Below are 20,078 nucleotides of genomic sequence, written 5' to 3' on the forward strand. Positions count from 1 at the left end.
TATAGACTATTAGCCATGGACTATTGACTATAAACCATAGACTAATTAGCCTTTTCTCTCCTAAAATAACTGCCTGTATTAATGCAATATTATAGTGAAGTTTATGTAAAATACCCTATAATGGGTATTGTATGTGCGAGGCTAAATAAAGACTTTTGCGCTTTACCATTAATTAATATAAATTGTTTTATGAGAAAACTATTATTAGTAGCACTAGTCATGCTTGTAGCAGGTATTTCCTCTTGCAAAAAAAGCTCTAAAGAAGACGAAAAAGACGATAATCCTTTTGAATTAGGATACTCTAATTTAACTACAGAAGAACATAAGAAAGACCTTGAACAGGCAGGCCTTGAGTTTGTAAGAGAGTTTAATGGTTTACCTGAAGAACCCTCTATAAAAGCACTTAATTATTTAAGCACATTGGGTTTCTCTTTTGATAACGAAATAAAAAGCTTAAGCAATGTTTTAGCAATAAGTAACCATGCTGCTAATAAGAATGTAGCGGGTATTTTAGCTACAGTTAATAATAATGACGTTAATAAGTTGAGTGATTTTTATGGTATTTATAAGTGGAATGCCAGTAAATCAGATTGGGATGAGGAATCTTCTACAAGTAAGTTGGAATTCCGTTTCCCTTCTGCCGAAAATAAAAACACCAATAATGCTATATTGACTCTGTCTTATGTAAAAGATAAAGATTATACCATTAATGATGAGCGAGTGGAGTTTCCTAAAACTTCGACAGCTACGCTTACAGTAGATGGAAAAAGCGAATTGACATGGACTACTTCTCATGAGTATAAAGCAGATGGTACGCCAACTAAAGCTAACGTAAGCATAACTATTGGTTCTTTTGTTTTAACAAGCAATACAACTAATAATGGTAGCAACGTACATTCTGGTTTTGCTCTTAAAAAAGGAGCTAAGCAGTTATTAGCCGCAAGCCTTTCTGGCGAGTCTACAGCAACTGTAACTAACTTTAATAATGAAGATGATATTGAAAATCTGATAAAGAATGGAAATGCGTCTTTTGAAATAATGAACTACAAGTTTCAGGGACAAGCTAATATTAAAGAAATCATTAAAGAAATAAACGGTATTTCAGGAAGTGGTGCAGGAAAGAAAGAAGCTGCGGTATGGAATAAACATGCTCAGTTTGTTGCTATAAATACCAGAGATAACTCTTTAATTGCTAAAGTAGAATTTCAAGGGTCTGATGACAGAAATTGTTATCCATATTCAATTTGGGATAATAATCAAAATAAATATGTAGTTCAGGAATATTGTTGGGATGATTCATCGGTTGAGCCATTGTTGGTTTTTAAAGATGGGTCTAAACAAAGTATAGATGCTTTTGTGGAAAATGGATTCAACAAGATTATAGATGAATTAGAAAGCCTGATCGAAAGATTTGATTAATATCGTTTTTATCATAGTATAGATTATAGACGAAAACGGATTGTGTCAGCAATCGGAATTTTCATCCTTCAACTCTCCCAACTTTACTACGGGAGAGTTGAAAGATGTTTGAATCATACAAGAAATCTTCGGTACTCAACCAAAAGGAGATAAAACTGATGCTTTACTTCTTAATTCATTACCTGCTTATTGTGCAATAACACGATACACTTTAGGTGCATAACCACACCATATTCCTATTCCCGGCCCATTTATATTATGACTTATTTTACCCGTAGTGCCAATTAATGGGTTTGAGGCATTAATAACTTCATCGTTAAAACTACTCCAAAAATCAAAGCCTTCTTTGGGTATAGTTGCAAACTTAATGTATACTGTATCTCCTTTGGTAAAATAAGGTTCATGTTTAACTGTTAAGTTGTTTTTCATCCCTCTATTAATATTTAAGGTAAGCGATTTCCCATTAAAATATTTGTCATCCTGTACAGACAATAAGGTAGGGTAAAATATCTTGTCGTTTTGTGTTCGTGTATAAACCCGATAGTAATTCTTCTCTTCAGGTGGGTCGTTAAAACGTATATTCAGTTGCTTTTTGTGATTTTCCTTATCTGTAAACCATATTGCATCTACTTCTACTGAAGTAGGAATACTGGTTTCTGCTGTTAAGATATTTCCGGCATATTCTACTTTAAGGGTGTATTTCTTTTTTCTTTCGCCTTTAATTTCATTGCCTTTATATAAATAAGGAGGTGAATATCGATCATCCTTTCGTGATGTAAGTATCTCTGTAGTTATCCCGTCACTAACCGTAACTTTAGCCCATCTTATTATTGCCTGACTAAGTTGGGCTGAGTCTAGTGTTACGAAAAAGGGCAGATTATGTGTTAAAATAACATAAGGGTATCCATCTTCTTCAATCCAGCCCTCAACAACAAATTTGGGTTTATAGTCTGCAAGGTTGTTTTCATCCTCTTGTTTACACCCTTGAAGGAGTGTTAATAATATTAATATATACAGGAATCTTAGATTCAACATATTACTTCAGATAGATTTTATAGTTAATAGCGGGCAATACAGGTAAAAGTGCTATTGATTTAGCTTGTACAGATACTGTGTATTTAGCTAAATCTCCTTCTGCTATATAAAACATATACATAGGGTTTTGTCTGTTGTATATATTGTATACAGAGATAGAAAGCTCTGTTTCCAGTCTTTTATATGATTTTAACTTTCTGCCTGCTGAAATATCCATTCGATGATAAGCAGGCATACGGCTGCCATTAAAAGAACCATATTCATTTACTAAATTACCTCCCACCATGTACCTGCTTACCGGTTTTGTATATGCGTTACCACTGGCAAAGGTGAATAAAGCAGATGCACTCCATAATCTGTTTATTTTATAATTACATGTTAATGAGATATCATGCCTTCTGTCATATTTGAAAGGAAACCTTTTCCCTTCGTTAATTTTATCGAATTGTCGGTTTGCCACAGCAAAAGTATAAGATAGCCAGCCACCGAATCTTCCTTTAGTCTTTTTTATAAAAAGCTCTGTGCCCCAGGAGTCTCCGTTTCCGTAATAAAGATTGTCCTCAATCTTCATATTATCTATTAGATTCATAATGCCGCCGGAGAACTCAGCTAAGCCATACATCTTCTTGTAAAAGATAGACAAAGAAGTACTGTATTTTTTATTGTTGATATCTTTATAGTAACCTATACTTCCCTGATATCCTTTTGCAGGTTGAAGATTTCCCACCGATGGCATCCAGAAATCTGCCGGAAAGTTTACTGCTGTAACTGATATTAAATGTAAAGGTTGTGTATTCCTGTTGAATGAGAGTTTTAGTGCCGACTTTTCATTCAATTGATAATTAAGTGATATGGATGGGTCTAGAAAAAGATAGTCTGTTATAGTTTCGTTTCTTCCGAAATTTAATGTTCCCCCACTTTTTTCTACAATAGAATAAGGTCCCTTGTGTCTGAAATAATTTAGACGCATTCCTACATTTAAACCTATTTTTGAGTTCCATTTAAAATCGTCTATAATATATATAGCTCCCTCATCTGCATAATATATATTTTTCGTCCCGTAATCCATCTCTGTATCGGCAGATTGAACAGATGGGGTATTAGGGATATACTTATGGTCTGCTAAATATACTCCGGCTTTTAACTGATGTCTATTTAAATTGATATTCAAATAGCTTTTATAACTTAAATCACGAATATGAGACTTGATACTGGCATTATATTGTTCCTGCGATATTCCAAACTTAAAGTTATAGCCACTATATGTACCTGTTGTATTTAAGGTGATTTTATTATTGATAGTTTTAACCCAGTTTAACGAAGTCGCCGTATTTACCCAATTGATATAGTTATTAATATTAAAATGGCCTATACCAAAACCAAAGTCATCTCCACCTGAATATGCTGAAAAATAAATGACGTCTTTTGTGCCTAACCGCAGGTTAGAGAAAATATTAACATCATAAAAGTCATATTTCATTTTATTAAGGAACAAACTTTTACTTAGTTCATTTATCACAGGCCAAACGGTTTGATTCATAAACGTTTTTCGGCCCCAAACCCCTATATTCCAATAATCAGTTATAGGTAATGTGGTTCCTGTATTTATTGAAAATGGGCTGACATCTGCTTCGAATTTAGGGGAATTAGTGATTGATTTATCGCTCTTTACGTCAACTAATGCGGATAGTCGCCCAGGATGCTCCGAAGGTACTCCGGATTTATAGAGGGTGACGTCTTCTGTAATGGAAGGATTGAAAACAGAAAACAATCCTAACATATGCATGGGGTTATAGATTATGGCATCATTAAATAAAGTTAGGTTTTGACCTCCGGTTCCTCCTCTTACAAATAAACCCGAGTTTCCTTCTCCGCCATTGGCCACTCCCGGTAAACTGCGAATAGCTTTGAAAACATCTTTTTGCCCTAAAAACCCTGTGGTAAGCGATAACTCTTTTTTATTTAAAGTTTGAAAGTTGGCCCTGTTATCATTAAGAATCTCCTTTTTACCAGCGGCAGTGACAAGCACTGCATCCATAGTTGTTATAAAAGGATTCAAATATAAATCTAAGACAGAATCTTGTTTAATATTGATTCTTAGGTTTAACGTATCATAACCTAAATTATAAACTTTGATTGATTTAATTTCCGAAGCACTGTTATAATGGTAGTAGCCAGTGTTTTTAGCTATAATCTGATCTTTTTCATTGAACTGAATAACTGCCCCTGAAATAGGTGCTTTAGTGTGTTTATCTAAAATAAGACCTTTTATCAGAAACTTTTCCTGGGCAAGAACACAATTATAAAAGAGGCTAAGTAAAAAGATTAAAAAGTAGAATATCTTTTTTATGAACATGCTTTATGTACTTCACGAACAGGCAAACTTACTGATTATCATCTGAAGTATGCAATACCTAGTTTTGAGTATATTAATACATTATTAAAGTAAAAGAATTGGACCCAACTATATTGTAATGTCTTACAATATCTGTTTAATAATCTCTTCTATGCTAATTCCGTCGGCTTCTGCTTTGTAGTTTTTAACCAGGCGGTGTCTTAATATGGTGGTGGCTACCGCCTGAACGTCTTCTATATCCGGAGAGAATTTTCCATGTATAGCTGCGTGGCACTTGGCACCTATTACGAGATTTTGAGAGGCCCTGGGGCCGGCACCCCAACTTAAGTATTTATTAATGTAATCTGTAGCTAGAGGGGTATGAGGTCTTGTTTTTGCTGCTAAACGTACGGCATATTCAATTACATTTTCTGCAACGGGAATATTTCTTACCAGTGATTGGAAATAGGTAATCTCGTCTGCATGTATTATCTTTTGCAATTGCTCTACCTGATTACCAGTAGTGCTTTTTACAATGGCTAATTCTTCTTCGAAACTAGGGTAGCCTAAATGTACATTAAACATAAACCTATCTAGTTGTGCTTCTGGTAAAGGGTAGGTTCCTTCCTGCTCAATAGGGTTTTGTGTTGCCAGTACAAAAAAAGGTTTAGGTAATGGATGGGTAACTCCGGCAGCTGTAACGCATTTTTCCTGCATGGCTTCCAGTAAGGCTGCCTGTGTTTTTGGGGGCGTTCTGTTGATTTCGTCGGCTAGGATAATATTTGCGAAGACAGGACCTTTAATGAATTTAAAGTTTCTGTCTTCGCCTAAAATTTCGCTTCCTATAATGTCGGAAGGCATTAAGTCTGGGGTAAACTGGATTCTGTTAAAGCTTAAATCCAGTACTTTTGAAACTGTTTGTACCAGTAAGGTTTTAGCCAGACCGGGTACACCCATTAATAAACAATGACCATTACTGAAAATAGAGATCAGTACAAATTTAACCACCTCGTCTTGTCCAACGATGACTTTGGATATCTCTTTTTTGATATCCTGGTAAGCCTGTCCCAGTGCTTGTATACCTTCTACTTCAGATGTGTATTTAGTCATTATTAGTGGCAGTTACTTTCATGTCTTCAGTAAACCAGTCTTTAAGCGCATCACAGCTATAAAAATCCTTGTCGATTTTAATATAAGTAGCCTTTCTTCTTTTTTCGAACCAATCGCTTATCACCTTGTTTATTTTATCTTCGTATGCTGCTTCTTTTATTTTAGGCAGATCTTGTTCCAGATTAGCGGTATGAGGCGGTATTTTTGATCTCAGGTATAAAAACCTATAACCTTTTTTACCTCTGTTATCAGTAAAAACATCTGGTTTAGAGTATGTACCCACTTTCATAGTGTCTACAGTTAAGAAAACAGATGGCTCTAATTTATCTGTAGGTATATAAGTCGTTCTGTTAGCACTTTCGTAGTTTAATATCATTCCACCATTGTATTTGGTGTCGTTATTACCAGAGTACAATGAAGCGGCATTAGAGAAGTCCAGCTTTTTAGCTACTACCTGCTGGTATACAGAATCAATTTCTACTTTAGCTCTTTCCAACGATGCCGGAGGGCTGTCAGGGATTATTAAAATATGTCTTGCTCTAACATTTTCGCCTCTTCGTTCGAGTACTTCAAGGAAATGGAAACCAAATTCTGTTTCAAACACAGGCGAAAGCTCTCCGGGTTTTAATTTAAATGCCCAAGAAGTAAACTCTTTAGCCATAGTGTGTCTGTCAAAAAAAGGCAGCTCACCACCGTCTCTGGCCGATCCCGGATCCTGAGAGTATAACCTGGCTAATGTAGCAAAGCTATCTCCGTTTTTAATCCTTAATCTTAAGGCTTCCAGTTTGTCTTTGTAGGTTTCCTTTTCTGCTTTAGTCAATTTAGGGTACACTACAATCTCACCCACCTCAACCTCTGTATTGTAAGTAGGAAGCGAATCTTTAGGAATTGCTTCAAAAAATCTTTTTACATCTAAAGGAGTTGCTTCTACTTTCTCTGTAATTTTTGCCTGCATTTTCTGTGCAACCAGTTGCTCTCTTATGTCTGGTCTGATTTCGTCCTTGTACAGGATAACAGGACGGCCCAAAAACTCTTCCAATCTTTCTTCGCCACCTGCTCTGGATATCATGGTACGCATTCTTCTGTCTACCTCACCGTCTACATCCTCGTCGTTAACTACAATAGAGTCTATGGCGGCTTGCTTGGTTAGCAACTTCTGGCTCAGCATGGTTTGCATCAGGTAACATTTGATCGAGGGGTCAGGTTTTGTTCCCTGCAATATATACTGTGCATATTGCTGATCTATTTCGGATTTGAGAATAATATTATCACCAACAACCGCAACCACCTTGTCAACAACAATATGTTGGGCTAACAAGCTTCCACTAAAAAGCAATAATGCTATGAATAAGTATTTTTTCATTTATTGTTTTGATATACTTCTAGTTCGTTCTTTGTTTGTGCCTCCTGAAAAACTTCTCTTTCCATCTGGCTTATTAACTTTAATTTTCTCTGGTTTAAGATTAAGCTTTTAATGTTCTCTCGTTCAAACGTTAGAGGAGACATGCTATCCTTAAATTTAGAGTCTCGCAAAATTAGGAGATATAATGTATTATTTTCAGAAATTTGAAAAATACGGTTCAAACTCTGGTAATTATGTTCTCCAAGCTTGCTCATGGGGAGTATTTTTGCCAGGTCATCTGCATAATGCCAGCTGGTATCGGCCAGTGAAAACGATGGCGAGTATTTGAAACAGTATTTTTCAAGCAAATCTCTATCGCGTATATCTTTAGATACCATTAGTTTTTTAACCATTTCCAGTTTGGGCGTATGAGAAGGCAATTTAATATAAGAAATCTTTAATATAGGCTTTTTAAGTGAAAAAATATCTTTGTGTTCACTGTAAAACTCGTTGATTTCTTTCTCAAGAACGTTGGTGTCCAGTTTTTGTTGTATAAGCTCTTGCTCGTACTGGAACCTGATAAGCGATTTTTTATAACTCTCCAGCTGTTGCTGTATATGTTGTTCGTCTATTTCAACATTCTTTTCGGCCTTCTTTTGTAAGGTGATGTCTTTTTGCCATTGCTCTATAAAGTTTTTTACAATGGCAGCACTATCGTTTCCATGTATGTTATCTGGTACAATACCTTCCAGGTCTTTAGCATACAAATATTGGTCGTAAGCTCTGGCCAGCGGCTTTTCTGATGACTTGAAGTAGTTACAAGAACTAAAGCTCAGGATAAAACCTAATGTCCAAAAAAAGTATCTAAAGCGATAAAGCATCATTTATTTATACACAGATCTGAGATAATCAGTCTAAAATATGGCATTTTTAGCGAATTAAATTGTTTTTTATTTTAACATCAACGTTTTAACCTATTTTAACACAATATTTAGACATGAAATGCACCATTATTTACGAAGTAATTGGAGAAAACACATGGTTTTAATTCAGCTATCTTTGATATAATCTGTAAATTTGTAGCTATGGACGCTTTAAATACAAATAACCCCATTGCGTTAAGTCTTTTGCTTGATGAAGAAATATATGTTTTTGATAAAGACGTTCATCCTAAAGCCATTGATGCTGCACCACAGCCACAAGAAGACAACTCTGTAGCTGCAGAACAGGTTGCAGAGCGTGGAGCTCCGGATTTTAAATATATGGGCGAAAATAATCAATATGTATTGGTGATTGTAAACGATCCTGAAACGGAACATTTGAATCAGACCGACCTGATTTTTCTGCTTAAAATATTGGCAGCCAAGAAACTGGAGCTGAAAGATATTGCAATTATGAATATTGCCAGACACGATCGTTATGATTTTGATAGTCTGAGAGCGTTTTTTGCTTGCAGTAAAATGCTGACTTTTGGTATTAACCCGGCAATACTCAATGTGCATGGTCTGAAATCAAATATAGAACAGGAACATGAGGGAGTTAAGTTTTTAGGGACATGGTCTTTAAGGCAAATGGTTAACGACGATAACAAGAAAAGAACCTATTGGCAGGTGCTTAAATCTTTTTAAATAAGCCCTGGTTAATAGTTGTTTATATCCTTTTTATATTTAAATTTCACGTAATTATATGAAAACCCAATTAGTGTTTGCTACCCATAACCAAAATAAGGCGGACGAGGTACAGGCTAAAATAACTGATAAGTTTACGGTGATTAGCTTGGATCAAATCAACTGCCATGAAGATATTGTAGAGGATGGGGATACATTGGAGGCTAATGCATCTATCAAAAGTAATTACGTTTATAAAAACTATAATAAAAACTGCTTTGGCGATGATACGGGCTTAGAAATAGAAGCGCTGAATAACGAACCTGGAGTGTATTCTGCAAGGTATACCGGAGGACGGGATCCTGAAAAAAATATAGACCTGGTTTTAGAAAAGCTTAAAGGAGCAGAGAATAGAAAAGCTCGGTTTAGAACCGTTATTTCGTTGATTATTGATGGTGAAGAAAAGTTGTTTGAAGGTATTGTTAACGGAACTATAACAGAGGAAAGAGCAGGTAGTCAGGGTTTTGGTTACGATCCTATATTTAAACCGGATGGTTTTGAGACGACTTTTGCACAAATGAGTATTGATGAAAAAAATAAAATTAGCCACAGAGGCAGAGCAATGGAAAAACTATTGCAATATCTGAATGCATTATAATATCTGCTTTTAGCTCATGTTTCAAAACTTATAACTTACTATTCATAACATACAACTTGCTACAATATGTCAGCCGTTTGTGTTTTTGACTTTTATGTTTTGAAATTCGATTTTATATAATTTACATTTGGCTTTTACCCAATAAAGATATTCATGAAGATTGGAATAGTTTGTTATCCTACTTTTGGAGGAAGTGGAGTAGTTGCAACCGAGCTAGGGAAGGCACTGGCCGATAATGGTCACGAAGTGCATTTTATTACCTACCGACAGCCGGCCCGTCTTGATTTCTTTTCGGAAAACCTCTTTTACCACGAAGTAGCAGTAACCAATTACCCTTTGTTTGATTATGCGCCCTATGAATTAGCCTTATCAAGTAAAATGGTAGATGTGGTAAGGTTCGAAAAATTAGATATTCTTCATGTACATTACGCTATACCACATGCATCTGCGGCATTTATGGCTAAACAGATTCTAGCTACCTTTGGAATAACAATACCTGTAGTAACCACCCTTCATGGAACGGATATTACGCTGGTGGGAAAAGATCTGACCTATAAACCGGTGGTGACTTTTTCTATTAACCAGTCTGATGGTGTAACAGCTGTTTCGGAAGATTTAAAAGAGTCTACCTATAGTCATTTTGATATTACCAAAGATATTGAGGTTATTCCTAACTTTATAGATCTCAATAGGTTTAGTTTGCAACCCAAAGATCATTTTAAAAAAGCAATTGCCCCGTTTGGTGAGCGGATACTTATCCATACTTCTAATTTCAGAAAGGTGAAGAGAACGCAGGATGTTATCTATATTTTTAAGAAAATATTAGAGAAGGTCCCCGCAAAGCTTTTAATGGTGGGTGATGGACCAGAGCGGGTAAATTGCGAAGTTTTAAGTCGTGATTTAGGCACCTGTGAACATACTCGTTTTTTAGGGAAGCAAGAGGCTATAGAGGAAATTCTTTCCGTTTCAGATCTTTTTCTGATGCCGTCTGAGTCTGAAAGTTTTGGTCTCGCAGCTCTGGAAGCTATGGCTTGTAAGGTGCCGGTAGTTTCTTCCAATGCCGGAGGTTTACCAGAATTAAATATTAATGGGGTAACCGGTTATATGAGTAATGTGGGAGATGTAGAAGATATGGCTCAAAAATCGATCAGCCTGCTGAAAGATGACGATATATTAAACCAATTTAAGGATAATGCCTTAAAACGAGCCAAAGAGTTTGATCTGAGTTTGATTCTTCCTCTTTATGAGAAGTATTATCAGAAAGTTATAGCATTAAGTAAATGATAATAAAACACAAAGGGCTTCACTTGAAGCCCTCTGTGTTTTTAGATAGAAATTTTAACCTACTGTTTGATTACTTTATGATAAGTAATGCCTTCCTGCGTGTTCAAACGAATAAAGTACACGCCAGGTTTTTCTTTAGATAGATCCACCGTTAAAGAATTGGTGTCTGAAATTGTTTTGCTCAATATTTGCTGACCAACGGCGTTAGTAACATTTACCTGTACATTTGCATGTTGAGGTAAGGATACGGTAACATAAGAAGTTGTAGGGTTAGGATACAGTGTAATCATTGGATTATTAACACTGACAAATTTTATCAGGTTATCGTATACGGTAGTTTTACCGTTTGCATCTACCTGACTTAATCTATAATAAGCCGCATTTGCAAATGTGGCGTCTGTAAAAGTATAATTTCCTGCTCCTTTGGCTGGTACTTCTGTTAGCTTAAAGAAAGATTGACCATTCAGGCTTTTCTCTATAATAAACTTCTGATTGGCTGTTTCAGAACTTGTAGTCCAGTTTAATACGGCTCCTGCATGGTCTGCTTTGGCAGTAAAGAAAACTATTTGTACAGGGAGTACTCTGGTTATAGCACCAAAAGTAAAATACCCATATTCGGAAATAGCTGCTTCGGTGGTTACATATTTCGATACGCTATTTATATCAGCATCATTTTTTAAGCTTTCCCAGGTAGTTAGGGTAGGGTTTACATGGGCTACTACAATATCGCTCCAGGTTGCGGTATTTAATCCGCTGGCGGTTAAGTCAAAGCTGTATAGTCTTACTTTGGCGTTAATATTTCCACTATTTCGGTCTAATTTCCAGTATTCTTTACCGCTTACACTTTCTAAATCATCGTCATTCTCGGTAAGGTCGCTATAGCTTATAGCAGCGTATTCGGTTGTAAAAGAAGATGTGGTTCCACTAGCTCCAACTAATTCAATATATGCCGCTTTATCATTTTTTCCTACTGGAAGCAGAATATCAGAACTAACATTGTTTACAGTGACTTTGCCGTTAACGAAATTGCCGATGCCGGATACGGTATTAAGACTACCATTAAGGGTAAGCCCTGTTGAAGATGGCGTTATTTTTCCTGCGGTTAGTGTAAATGCTCCGGCTATATCAACAGGGTTGTTAAAGGTGATTTCTTTGCCTGGTGCATTGGTGGTGAAATCATTGAATTTTAAAACAGCATTAGTGTTGTTGGATACTTCGAATGAAAGCCCCTTGGAGATGTTAACATTACCCAAACTCTCATATACTGTTGGATCGTTTTTTATTGATATAGCATCGGCATCAACAGTAAGTATGTCATCTATTGCTTTTTGCACAGTTGTGAATGCTGTTGCCTGTGTAGTATTCTTAATAGGAAAGATAAGATTTACTTTACCTAACGATGGATTGTCATCTTTGTCGATGATTTTGGCATAAATAGCATTTAAATTCCCATTTAGATCATAATGCTCTTCTCCTGTTTTACTATCTAATTGTGTGCTGGGTAAGTCTATGTCTGCGAAAAGGGGAGTGATTTCTGAGGTTTCATAAGCAATATAATTTGTGACATTATGAATATTACCTCCAATAAATCTAATATTGCTTGTTAATGATGTTGTATTATCATTAATACCATACGCTACCCCAAATTTGGCATTCGTAATATCATTGTCTTTTACTAAAAAAGTACCAGTAGTATTTACATTGTTAAAAAATGATATACCATAAGTAGAAAATGTATTGTCTTCGCTTTCTCTATCAATTCTGCCAGCATTAATCGTGTTGCCAATTATATTACCATTTACTTTATTTTGTATGGACTCTACGCGTATTGCTTCATACCTGGTATTTCCTCCTATAGGTGTAGAAGAGGTAAATGTGTTGTTTTGTACCAGCCATGGTGAGGCATTTTGGTACTGAAGGTTGTAATAAAGACCTAAACGGTAGGATGTAATATCATTATCTGCTATTTTAGCATCAAAAGTTCCCATTAACGGATTAGGTCGGTATGCATTTACAAACTGAATGGCGCCTCTTACATCAGTGAATTTGTTGGCAATAATCTGTGCATATACATCATTCTCTAAGGAGATAGCATCCATGGATGCAAAAGCAGTCGATTGATTTAAGTTTTTTAATAAATTATTGGTAATTAATATTCCGGATAATGGTAGGGTAGTAGTTTTTGCACCAATAAGATAGGCAGAAGGTGTACTTTCGCTACTTCCAAAATTCTGGATAATATTGTTTTTAATGACAATTGAACCAACGTCTGTTATAGAAAGGCCATAGGCGGCATCAATATTTACGCCACCAGAAGTTATTGGGAATATGTTGTTTGTAATAGTGGAATTGTCTCCATTTATTTCAAAACCATCGAAAGTACTATTTTCAGCTCCAGCTGTAAAAGATACTATTGCGGTTGAGTTTACTCCTAAATCTGTAGCGTTCGGTACAATTTTAGCCTCTGCACTTCTGCTACCTTTACCTTCAATACCTGCATTAGGCCCCTTAATGGTTAATCGTTTGTTTACGGTGATTTTTTCTGCGTAAGTGCCTGGTAATGCCTTTATCTCTTCTCCGTCAACAGCAGCATCAATAGCATCTTGTATTGTAGCATAGTTAAGGTCTGTGGTTATATTTTTTACCGGTAAATAATATTGGACTTCGCCTATATTAGCATCATCTTTTTTGTCAAATATTTTACCATCCAGTTCGGTTCTTTGGCTGGCTGTCATTTCAAAAGGTACTCTAAGCTGGCCATCCACATAAAACTCGTTCTGATCTGCTCTGATATTTTTAGTCCAGTAGCCAGTTGTGGTTACTGCAATATTATCTCCGTACTCAGGATAACCCGTCATACCTACATTACTGCCGTCTTTTGTAAGGCTGCCATTGTTATTATCTATGTAAATGTACGTAGGTATATTGTTGCTGAAAATGTTTTTAGCTTGTGGCTCTCCTAGTATTATATTGCTGTTCAGATAGTTGTTGGCCGCATCATACTTATGATTGTAAAATGCAATAGCTTTACCGTTAGTTGCAGTGTTTAATCCGTTAAATGTATTAGACTTGATATACAAGTCCATTGGAAGAATTTGTCCGTTATCTATAGATAAAAGCATTTTTGTATTTACTGTAATCAATCTGAAATTGTCTTCAGAAGGTGTAAACTCGTTGTTATCAATAGTGATATTTCTAAAGTTCTCCAGACTAACTCCCCATTTTGTATTGGTAAACTGGTTGTTCTTTAAGATAAATGTTTTGTTGTTCGTATTAGTTTGGAAACGAGCCTGAGAGGTATATCCATTAGATGCGGATCCATCAAATTGATTGTTTTCAATAGTTACTGTGCCGCTGGTGCTATTGGTACTTGACATTTCTAATCCGCCGCCATTGAGTTTGTTATTTTTAACAGTTACATCACCATCTGTAAAAAAGCGGCAAATGATATCATGATTAATAGTTTGAGCGGTATTGTCCTCAATCAGTACATTTTTGGCTCTGTCGACCTGAAATCCTCCTCTGAAACCTCCCTTACTAATATCCCCATCAATAAAACCTTGTACGGTATTATGTTGTATGGTGATATCTGTAATACCGGCACTGATGTTTTTGTAATCTATTTCATTATTATATGGGTCTATGTTGATTCCTATGGCATTACGTCTGGTATATCCTAATTTTCCACTTACTAATAGACCGGTGGCTGCAGCTATAAAATTATTATTAATTATGTTTATGCCGCTAACATCATCATAAGAATGAATAGCCGAATGTAATTTATCTAAGTTGACGGTAAAGCTGATGTTTTTTATAGTTACATTTTTAGCTTTTACGGTAAATATAGTAGGGATACCATTACCATTAGTAGTTATAGCTGGACCTGTATAAGTGACTTTTGCTTTTGTATTATCCAAACCGTCAATGGTTAAGGGTTTATTAATTGTCACTAATTCATCAAAAGTGTTTTCGGATAATTGTAGGGTGTTTCCCGCTTCAGCGGCCTCTACAGCTAGACCTATTGATGCATAGTTTGTTCGTAAATTGGTGTTGAATACGTATTGATAATCATTTAAATAAGTGCCTGCTATAGGGAACTGTTCTCTAAATGTTATAGGGGTAAATCCATCATTTGTTGTGTTTTCAGCAATAACAATAGCACTAGAAAAAGGTGAATTACCTCTGTTGAAATAGTTATCAGTGGCAGATTGGTTTGCTTCGCCAGCATTTGCATCGGCTTGCCCGATACCATTTTTATAATAGTTTGATGGATTGCCTCCTTGTCTTTGTATTGCAACATCGCAATCAGAAACTTTGTTATTCTTAATGGTTATTCTTACCCCTTCTGCAACAATACCAAATCCTTCTTCGGTGGCACCTCCATTTGTTTGTACAAAACCATTAATATTGTTCCCCTTAATAACTACACCGGAAGGTACATCTATATTTTCATCCGTGTTATTGGGTAAAATGCTTCTTCTAAATACGGCTATGCCTGCTAAATCTCTTGCTTCGGGACCTAGGTTCCCACTTCTTGTTATATTATTATTTGACACAATAATAGCACCATCGCTATTTTCATCATCTTCTCCGGTGCCCGCAGGGTTTTTTACTTCAATACCAAATCTTTTAGCGATGTTGATTGTATTATTGGATATAACATTGGCTCCTGCTCCAGATTTGAGGCCAATTAAGCCAATAGCACTGTCACCATAATCAGTTCCGATGATGGTGTTGTTTCTTACTTTTACGCCTGATGCAGTGCCATTTTGTAAATCAATACCTACTAATGCGCCTGCATTAGACATTTCTATGTAATTGTTTTCTAAAATTATACCCTTTTTAAAACCATTCCAAATGGTTATACTACGCGGTTTGTTGCCTACAAAACTACAGTTTGTAATGCTTACATTTTCTGTGCCGCCATTTATATAAATTCCAGCATCAGTATCGGTAGAACCATTATTTTGAAATTGTACTCCGGATATTGTGATGTCTTTAGTGCCTGATGTTAGGAATTGTACGCCATATTTTACAAACCCTGTTATAACAAGATCTTTAATAGAAATGCTTGTTACTGCTCCCTGAATAGAAACACCAATGTTTCCGCCTCCCGAGATTATCGTATGATTTGCCGGATCGAACATACCGGGTACTGCATTTCCATTGGCTCCAGATCCTGCGCCAATTAAGGATATGCCATTTTTATTAATGATAATGTTTTCGTTGTAAGTGCCTTTGGCTATAATAATGGAGGTATTCGGCGAAGCTATATCAACTGCAGCCTGAATGGTTTTTTTTGCTGTTCCAGGAGTGTCGCCATTTCCCGTATCGTCAGAACGACTTGCATCAACATAAATCTGTGCTCTAGCTCCCAAAGAACACAGAGCATAAATAATAGTAAAAAACAGAAGTTTTTTAGGTAAGAGTTTTTTCATAATTGTATTTTTTTGATTGAGGTTGAATTGCTGTAAATTTAGCTTGTAAATGTTTGATAAACAATAGGTTGTTTGTGTTTTTTTTAGGGGTAAAAAACGGATTTAGAGTGTCTGGTTAAAGAATTTAGAACATATTTAAAAACAGTCTAAAATTTAAGAAGGGAAATAAAGGCATAAAAAAAGCGATTTTATATAAAATCGCTTTTTTTATTGATAGATGAAGTAATGTTATTTTGTGAAATGTTTGAGTTTAACGATTTCGAAATCAGTAAGATGCCTCCATCTTCCCCTTGGTAAATCTTTCTTGGTTAAATTAGCGTATATAACCCGGTCAAGTTTCACTACCTCATAGTCAAGACTTTCGAAAATTCTTCTTACAATCCTATTTTTTCCACTATGGATTTGAATTCCGATTTCTTTCTTTGAAGCTCCTGCAACATAGCTCAGGGAGTCTGGTTTTATAAAGCCATCTTCAAGCTCAACCCCGAAAGCAATTTTATTAAAATCACCTTGTGTCAGGTTTTTGCTTAGCTCTACATTATAAATTTTAGTGATATTATTTCTGGGGTGAGACAGTTTTTCCGCTAATTCGCCATCATTGGTCAATAATAATAAACCAGTTGTGTTTCTATCCAGACGACCAACGGGATAAATTCTTTCGTTGGTAGCGTCTTTAACCAGTTCCATTACCGTTTTGCGTTCTTGCGGGTCTTCTGTAGTGGTTATAAAATCCTTAGGTTTGTTTAGTAAAACATAAACCATTTTCTCTCTTTTCAGGACTTTTCCGTTGTATTTTACCTCGTCTTTTGCGGGATTAACTTTTGCGCCAAGTTCAGAAACAACTATACCGTTAACTTTAACTTCTCCAGAAGTAATCAATTCATCTGCTTTTCTTCTGGAGCATATTCCGGAATTGGCTATATATCTGTTGAGTCTAATCAGTTCGGACTCTTTTTTGTCAAAGCTTTGCTTTTTAGGTCTTAGTTTTACCTGTTCGTCCTGTATAGGAGCTCTTTCAGAAGGGGGTCTTTTGCCTCGTGGGCTATCCTGTTTTCTTTTTCTGTAATCGTCTGATTTTTCTCTGAAAGGCTTGTCTGTTTTTCTGTCAGAACCAAATGTGGTGTTTTCATTACCATATCTGTTACCCTTTTTCTCAGAGTCCCAATCATTGCGTCGCCTGTTAGAAGATGAAGAATCAGAATCATTGTCAAATCTTCTCTTACCAAAGCTTTTGTCGTCTTTACTGAATCCTGTCTTTTTTGGAGAACCTGACTTATCTGAACTAAATTTTTTGAAAGGTTTCTTGTCTTCTTTTCCGGACTTGTCCTCTCGACTTTTCCTGTTGTTATTGAATGGCATCTTACAGTTTTTTATGCTTTTTTGTGATTTGCAAAGGTACTAAAAATACCGGGTTTTTAAGTTTTACAGGCATGTAATATTCATGTTTTAAAGGACTCATAAAAGAAGTTTGAAATGTCACAATTTTATAACTATTTGATAATGTGAAGTATAGTTGGTATACTTGCAGACTTTTTTGGCTAAGTGGTGTTAAAAACAAGAATTATGATTAAAAAAAGCGTAGTTACTTGTAGCTTGATGTTGATTGTGTGTATCGTGATGAAAATGTTAGGTTACAGCTACTCCACAGACTTCAATAAGGAACAAAAAACGCATATTGAAGATGTAGAAACGCAGGTTAAGGAAGATGAAGAAGACCTGTTTAGTTTCGCAGAAGAAATGCTCCCCTTGGGAGATAAGAAAATAGAATACCGGTTAAGCCGGGCGCTCAAAGCAAACTCTTTTTCAAAGAGACAAACCCTGAAATTGCATTACAGAGCGCAGAAGTACTTCCCTATAATAGAACCTATATTGGAAGAATATGGGATTCCTGAAGACTTCAAGTACATTCCATTGGTAGAAACGGAGTTAAGACATGGTCTCGTTTCGCCCAGAGGAGCTACAGGGGTTTGGCAGTTTATGCCGCAAACAGCAAGATTGTACGGACTTAAGGTTAATTCAGCAGAAGACCAAAGAAATAATTTGCGTCTTTCTACTATTGCTGCGGCAAAGTATTTAAGAGATTTGTACAAGATATTCAATAACTGGACATTGGTTGCAGCAGCTTATAATGTTGGTGAAGGCAGTTTAAAAAAATCTATTTTTAGCCAAAAAAAAGATAATTACTTCCACCTGAAATTAAACAGAGAAACGGCAGCGTACGTTTATAGTTTGGTTTCTATGAAAGAAGTAATAGAAAAGCCCGCCAAATATGGTTATAAGATTAATGCACCAAGAAAGTTATTGGCTTATCAGCCAAATTAAGAATGTAAGGAAAAGGGATTGTCTTTTTGAGACGGTCCCTTTTTTTTACCCGAATCTTGTTGCCGCTACCTGAAATTGAATAAGTGGGTTTTACAGAATTTATTCACCCAGCGCATTATATTTCGACAAGCTCATGTGACCCAGTGAGGGAGATAGCCTATCTGCCTTTGGTTTCCTGACTTCTATTATGAATGATGAACGGTTAAACGTAGAACTGTTGATCATGGACGGTCAACCTTCGGTTTCTCGTCTCCAGATTTATTAATTCCGAGAAACTAATACCACCTAAAATAATCTGCATATTTATGTATCTTGTGTTGTAAGAAATACTCTTAGAGCCAATTTATACATGAAAATTACACATACCGAGATTTATAGATTAAGTGTTAAAATGGAGCCTTTTGCCATTGCTACGGGCACCATGGACTATGCGCAGAATGTTTATATCCGTTTATATAGTGATGAGGGGATTTATGGAGTTGGCGAATGTTCTGCATTTCCGTTTATTGTAGGTGAAACCCAGGACACCTGTATATCCGTTGCTAAAGATTTCGCTGAATTATGGAAAGGGAAAGATGTCTTAGATATTAGCGCCCGGTTACAAGAACTGGATAAGGCGATTGCCGGTAATACAACTATTAAAAGTGCCTTTGATATGGCTCTTTACGATTTAAATGCCAAACGAGTAAACCAGCCTTTGTATAAATATTTAGGAGGGAATAAAAGAGAAATAGAAACCGATATAACTATTGGTATTGATACGGTTGCAGCTATGGTGGATAAAGCATGGGATTTCTGTGAAAGCGGTGCCAGGTGCCTGAAGATAAAATTGGGAAAAGATGCCAAAGAGGATATAAAACGTGTAGAGAAAATAAGGGAAACCGTAGGCCATAACATATTAATCCGCTTAGACGCTAATCAGGGATGGAATTTTGAAGATGCTGTTTTTGCACTGAAAAGAATGGAAGATTACAATATTCAATTTTGTGAGCAACCTATGCGTACATGGAATGATGATTTTTTGCCAGAACTGAGAAAGCAGACTTCTATAAAAATTATGGCAGATGAGAGTTGTTATAATCATCATGATGCCCGAAGACTAATTGCTGCACAAGCTTGTGATAGTATTAATATTAAGCTGGTAAAATCAGGAGGGATAGCCGAAGCTATTCGCATTCACGATGTAGCAAAGCAAGCTAATATACCTTGTATGATAGGTGGTATGTTAGAAACCAGACTGGCTTTAAGTGCCAAGCTGCATTTTGCATACGCTCATCAGAATGTAAAGTATTATGATTTAGATACCTGTTTAATTGGGCATTTGGAAGATCCGGTTATAGGCGGAGCCCGTTATCAAAATTATAATTTGGATATAGATGATTTGCCCGGTATTGGTGCTGATATAGATGAGTTTTACCTTAAAAAATGCGAAATGGTCAGGATTTAAGCGGTGTGGATAAGATGACATAAAATCAATGGGATACATAAAAATGCTAAGGTCTTTTTTGTTAATTTTGCAGCTTAATTT

13 protein-coding genes are annotated in these 20,078 nt (G+C 36.0%); 6 read left to right on the forward strand and 7 right to left on the reverse strand.

Annotation, left to right across the window (positions count from 1 at the left end):
* Positions 1–189 precede the first annotated feature (189 nt).
* A complete protein-coding gene (locus ACFSAH_RS05125; protein ID WP_379661631.1) occupies positions 190–1,419 on the forward strand; it encodes a hypothetical protein in 1,230 nt (409 codons plus the stop codon).
* A 186-nt stretch (positions 1,420–1,605) separates the two neighbouring features.
* Here the strand turns inward: ACFSAH_RS05125 and ACFSAH_RS05130 are convergent, their stop codons facing one another.
* The 5 genes from ACFSAH_RS05130 to ACFSAH_RS05150 all read right to left on the reverse strand — a co-directional run bounded on the left by ACFSAH_RS05130 (position 1,606) and on the right by ACFSAH_RS05150 (position 8,125).
* Complete coding sequence (locus ACFSAH_RS05130) at positions 1,606–2,454, reverse strand: DUF4249 family protein (RefSeq protein WP_379661632.1); 849 nt, start codon at positions 2,452–2,454, stop codon at positions 1,606–1,608.
* Position 2,455: 1 nt separating this feature from the next.
* Positions 2,456–4,810 carry a TonB-dependent receptor plug domain-containing protein gene (locus tag ACFSAH_RS05135; RefSeq protein ID WP_379661633.1) on the reverse strand — a complete coding sequence of 785 codons (2,355 nt, stop codon included), beginning with the start codon at positions 4,808–4,810 and terminating at the stop codon, positions 2,456–2,458.
* A 123-nt stretch (positions 4,811–4,933) separates the two neighbouring features.
* On the reverse strand, positions 4,934–5,899 hold the full coding sequence (locus ACFSAH_RS05140; protein ID WP_379661634.1) for an AAA family ATPase: 966 nt from the start codon (positions 5,897–5,899) through the stop codon (positions 4,934–4,936).
* Positions 5,892–7,262: a peptidylprolyl isomerase gene (locus tag ACFSAH_RS05145; protein ID WP_379661635.1), complete on the reverse strand. Its 1,371-nt coding sequence runs from the start codon at positions 7,260–7,262 to the stop codon at positions 5,892–5,894. Before ACFSAH_RS05145 ends, ACFSAH_RS05140 begins: the two co-directional genes overlap by 8 nt.
* Positions 7,259–8,125, reverse strand: coding sequence for a hypothetical protein (locus ACFSAH_RS05150; RefSeq protein ID WP_379661636.1), 867 nt, complete (start codon positions 8,123–8,125; stop codon positions 7,259–7,261). The genes ACFSAH_RS05145 and ACFSAH_RS05150 overlap by 4 nt, the downstream gene beginning before the upstream one ends.
* Positions 8,126–8,326: 201 nt before the next feature.
* Between ACFSAH_RS05150 and ACFSAH_RS05155 the strand changes: the two genes are divergently transcribed.
* The 3 genes from ACFSAH_RS05155 (at position 8,327) to bshA (ending at position 10,790) form a co-directional block, all read left to right on the forward strand.
* Positions 8,327–8,869, forward strand: a complete 543-nt coding sequence (locus ACFSAH_RS05155; protein ID WP_379661637.1) for a hypothetical protein — start codon at positions 8,327–8,329, stop codon at positions 8,867–8,869.
* A 58-nt stretch (positions 8,870–8,927) separates the two neighbouring features.
* Positions 8,928–9,506 carry a non-canonical purine NTP diphosphatase gene (locus ACFSAH_RS05160; protein WP_379661638.1) on the forward strand — a complete coding sequence of 193 codons (579 nt, stop codon included), beginning with the start codon at positions 8,928–8,930 and terminating at the stop codon, positions 9,504–9,506.
* A gap of 153 nt (positions 9,507–9,659) precedes the next feature.
* On the forward strand, positions 9,660–10,790 hold the full coding sequence (gene bshA, locus ACFSAH_RS05165; protein WP_379661639.1) for an N-acetyl-alpha-D-glucosaminyl L-malate synthase BshA: 1,131 nt from the start codon (positions 9,660–9,662) through the stop codon (positions 10,788–10,790).
* A 59-nt stretch (positions 10,791–10,849) separates the two neighbouring features.
* Here the strand turns inward: bshA and ACFSAH_RS05170 are convergent, their stop codons facing one another.
* Together ACFSAH_RS05170 and ACFSAH_RS05175 are read right to left on the reverse strand one after the other, a co-directional pair.
* A complete protein-coding gene (locus tag ACFSAH_RS05170; RefSeq protein WP_379661640.1) occupies positions 10,850–16,228 on the reverse strand; it encodes a T9SS type A sorting domain-containing protein in 5,379 nt (1,792 codons plus the stop codon).
* Positions 16,229–16,456: 228 nt separating this feature from the next.
* Positions 16,457–17,587, reverse strand: coding sequence for a pseudouridine synthase (locus tag ACFSAH_RS05175; protein WP_379661641.1), 1,131 nt, complete (start codon positions 17,585–17,587; stop codon positions 16,457–16,459).
* 204 nt (positions 17,588–17,791) lie between these two features.
* Between ACFSAH_RS05175 and ACFSAH_RS05180 the strand changes: the two genes are divergently transcribed.
* Positions 17,792–18,550, forward strand: coding sequence for a lytic transglycosylase domain-containing protein (locus ACFSAH_RS05180; protein WP_379661642.1), 759 nt, complete (start codon positions 17,792–17,794; stop codon positions 18,548–18,550).
* 349 nt (positions 18,551–18,899) lie between these two features.
* Positions 18,900–19,997, forward strand: coding sequence for a mandelate racemase/muconate lactonizing enzyme family protein (locus ACFSAH_RS05185; RefSeq protein ID WP_379661643.1), 1,098 nt, complete (start codon positions 18,900–18,902; stop codon positions 19,995–19,997).
* Positions 19,998–20,078: the final 81 nt, after the last annotated feature.

Origin of the sequence: Pseudopedobacter beijingensis, assembly GCF_042678145.1 — a bacterium.
In the GTDB taxonomy this organism is placed as follows: domain Bacteria; phylum Bacteroidota; class Bacteroidia; order Sphingobacteriales; family Sphingobacteriaceae; genus Pseudopedobacter; species Pseudopedobacter beijingensis.

What these genes read in the sequence shown, in the direction of transcription:
- bshA (WP_379661639.1), top strand. Translation starts at nt 9,660, where the DNA reads ATGAAGATTGGAATAGTTTGTTATCCTACTTTTGGAGGAAGTGGAGTA.
- ACFSAH_RS05145 (WP_379661635.1), bottom strand. Translation starts at nt 7,262, where the DNA reads ATGAAAAAATACTTATTCATAGCATTATTGCTTTTTAGTGGAAGCTTG.
- ACFSAH_RS05160 (WP_379661638.1), top strand. Translation starts at nt 8,928, where the DNA reads ATGAAAACCCAATTAGTGTTTGCTACCCATAACCAAAATAAGGCGGAC.
- ACFSAH_RS05140 (WP_379661634.1), bottom strand. Translation starts at nt 5,899, where the DNA reads ATGACTAAATACACATCTGAAGTAGAAGGTATACAAGCACTGGGACAG.
- ACFSAH_RS05125 (WP_379661631.1), top strand. Translation starts at nt 190, where the DNA reads ATGAGAAAACTATTATTAGTAGCACTAGTCATGCTTGTAGCAGGTATT.
- ACFSAH_RS05175 (WP_379661641.1), bottom strand. Translation starts at nt 17,587, where the DNA reads ATGCCATTCAATAACAACAGGAAAAGTCGAGAGGACAAGTCCGGAAAA.
- ACFSAH_RS05150 (WP_379661636.1), bottom strand. Translation starts at nt 8,125, where the DNA reads ATGATGCTTTATCGCTTTAGATACTTTTTTTGGACATTAGGTTTTATC.
- ACFSAH_RS05180 (WP_379661642.1), top strand. Translation starts at nt 17,792, where the DNA reads ATGATTAAAAAAAGCGTAGTTACTTGTAGCTTGATGTTGATTGTGTGT.
- ACFSAH_RS05135 (WP_379661633.1), bottom strand. Translation starts at nt 4,810, where the DNA reads ATGTTCATAAAAAAGATATTCTACTTTTTAATCTTTTTACTTAGCCTC.
- ACFSAH_RS05155 (WP_379661637.1), top strand. Translation starts at nt 8,327, where the DNA reads ATGGACGCTTTAAATACAAATAACCCCATTGCGTTAAGTCTTTTGCTT.
- ACFSAH_RS05170 (WP_379661640.1), bottom strand. Translation starts at nt 16,228, where the DNA reads ATGAAAAAACTCTTACCTAAAAAACTTCTGTTTTTTACTATTATTTAT.
- ACFSAH_RS05185 (WP_379661643.1), top strand. Translation starts at nt 18,900, where the DNA reads ATGAAAATTACACATACCGAGATTTATAGATTAAGTGTTAAAATGGAG.
- ACFSAH_RS05130 (WP_379661632.1), bottom strand. Translation starts at nt 2,454, where the DNA reads ATGTTGAATCTAAGATTCCTGTATATATTAATATTATTAACACTCCTT.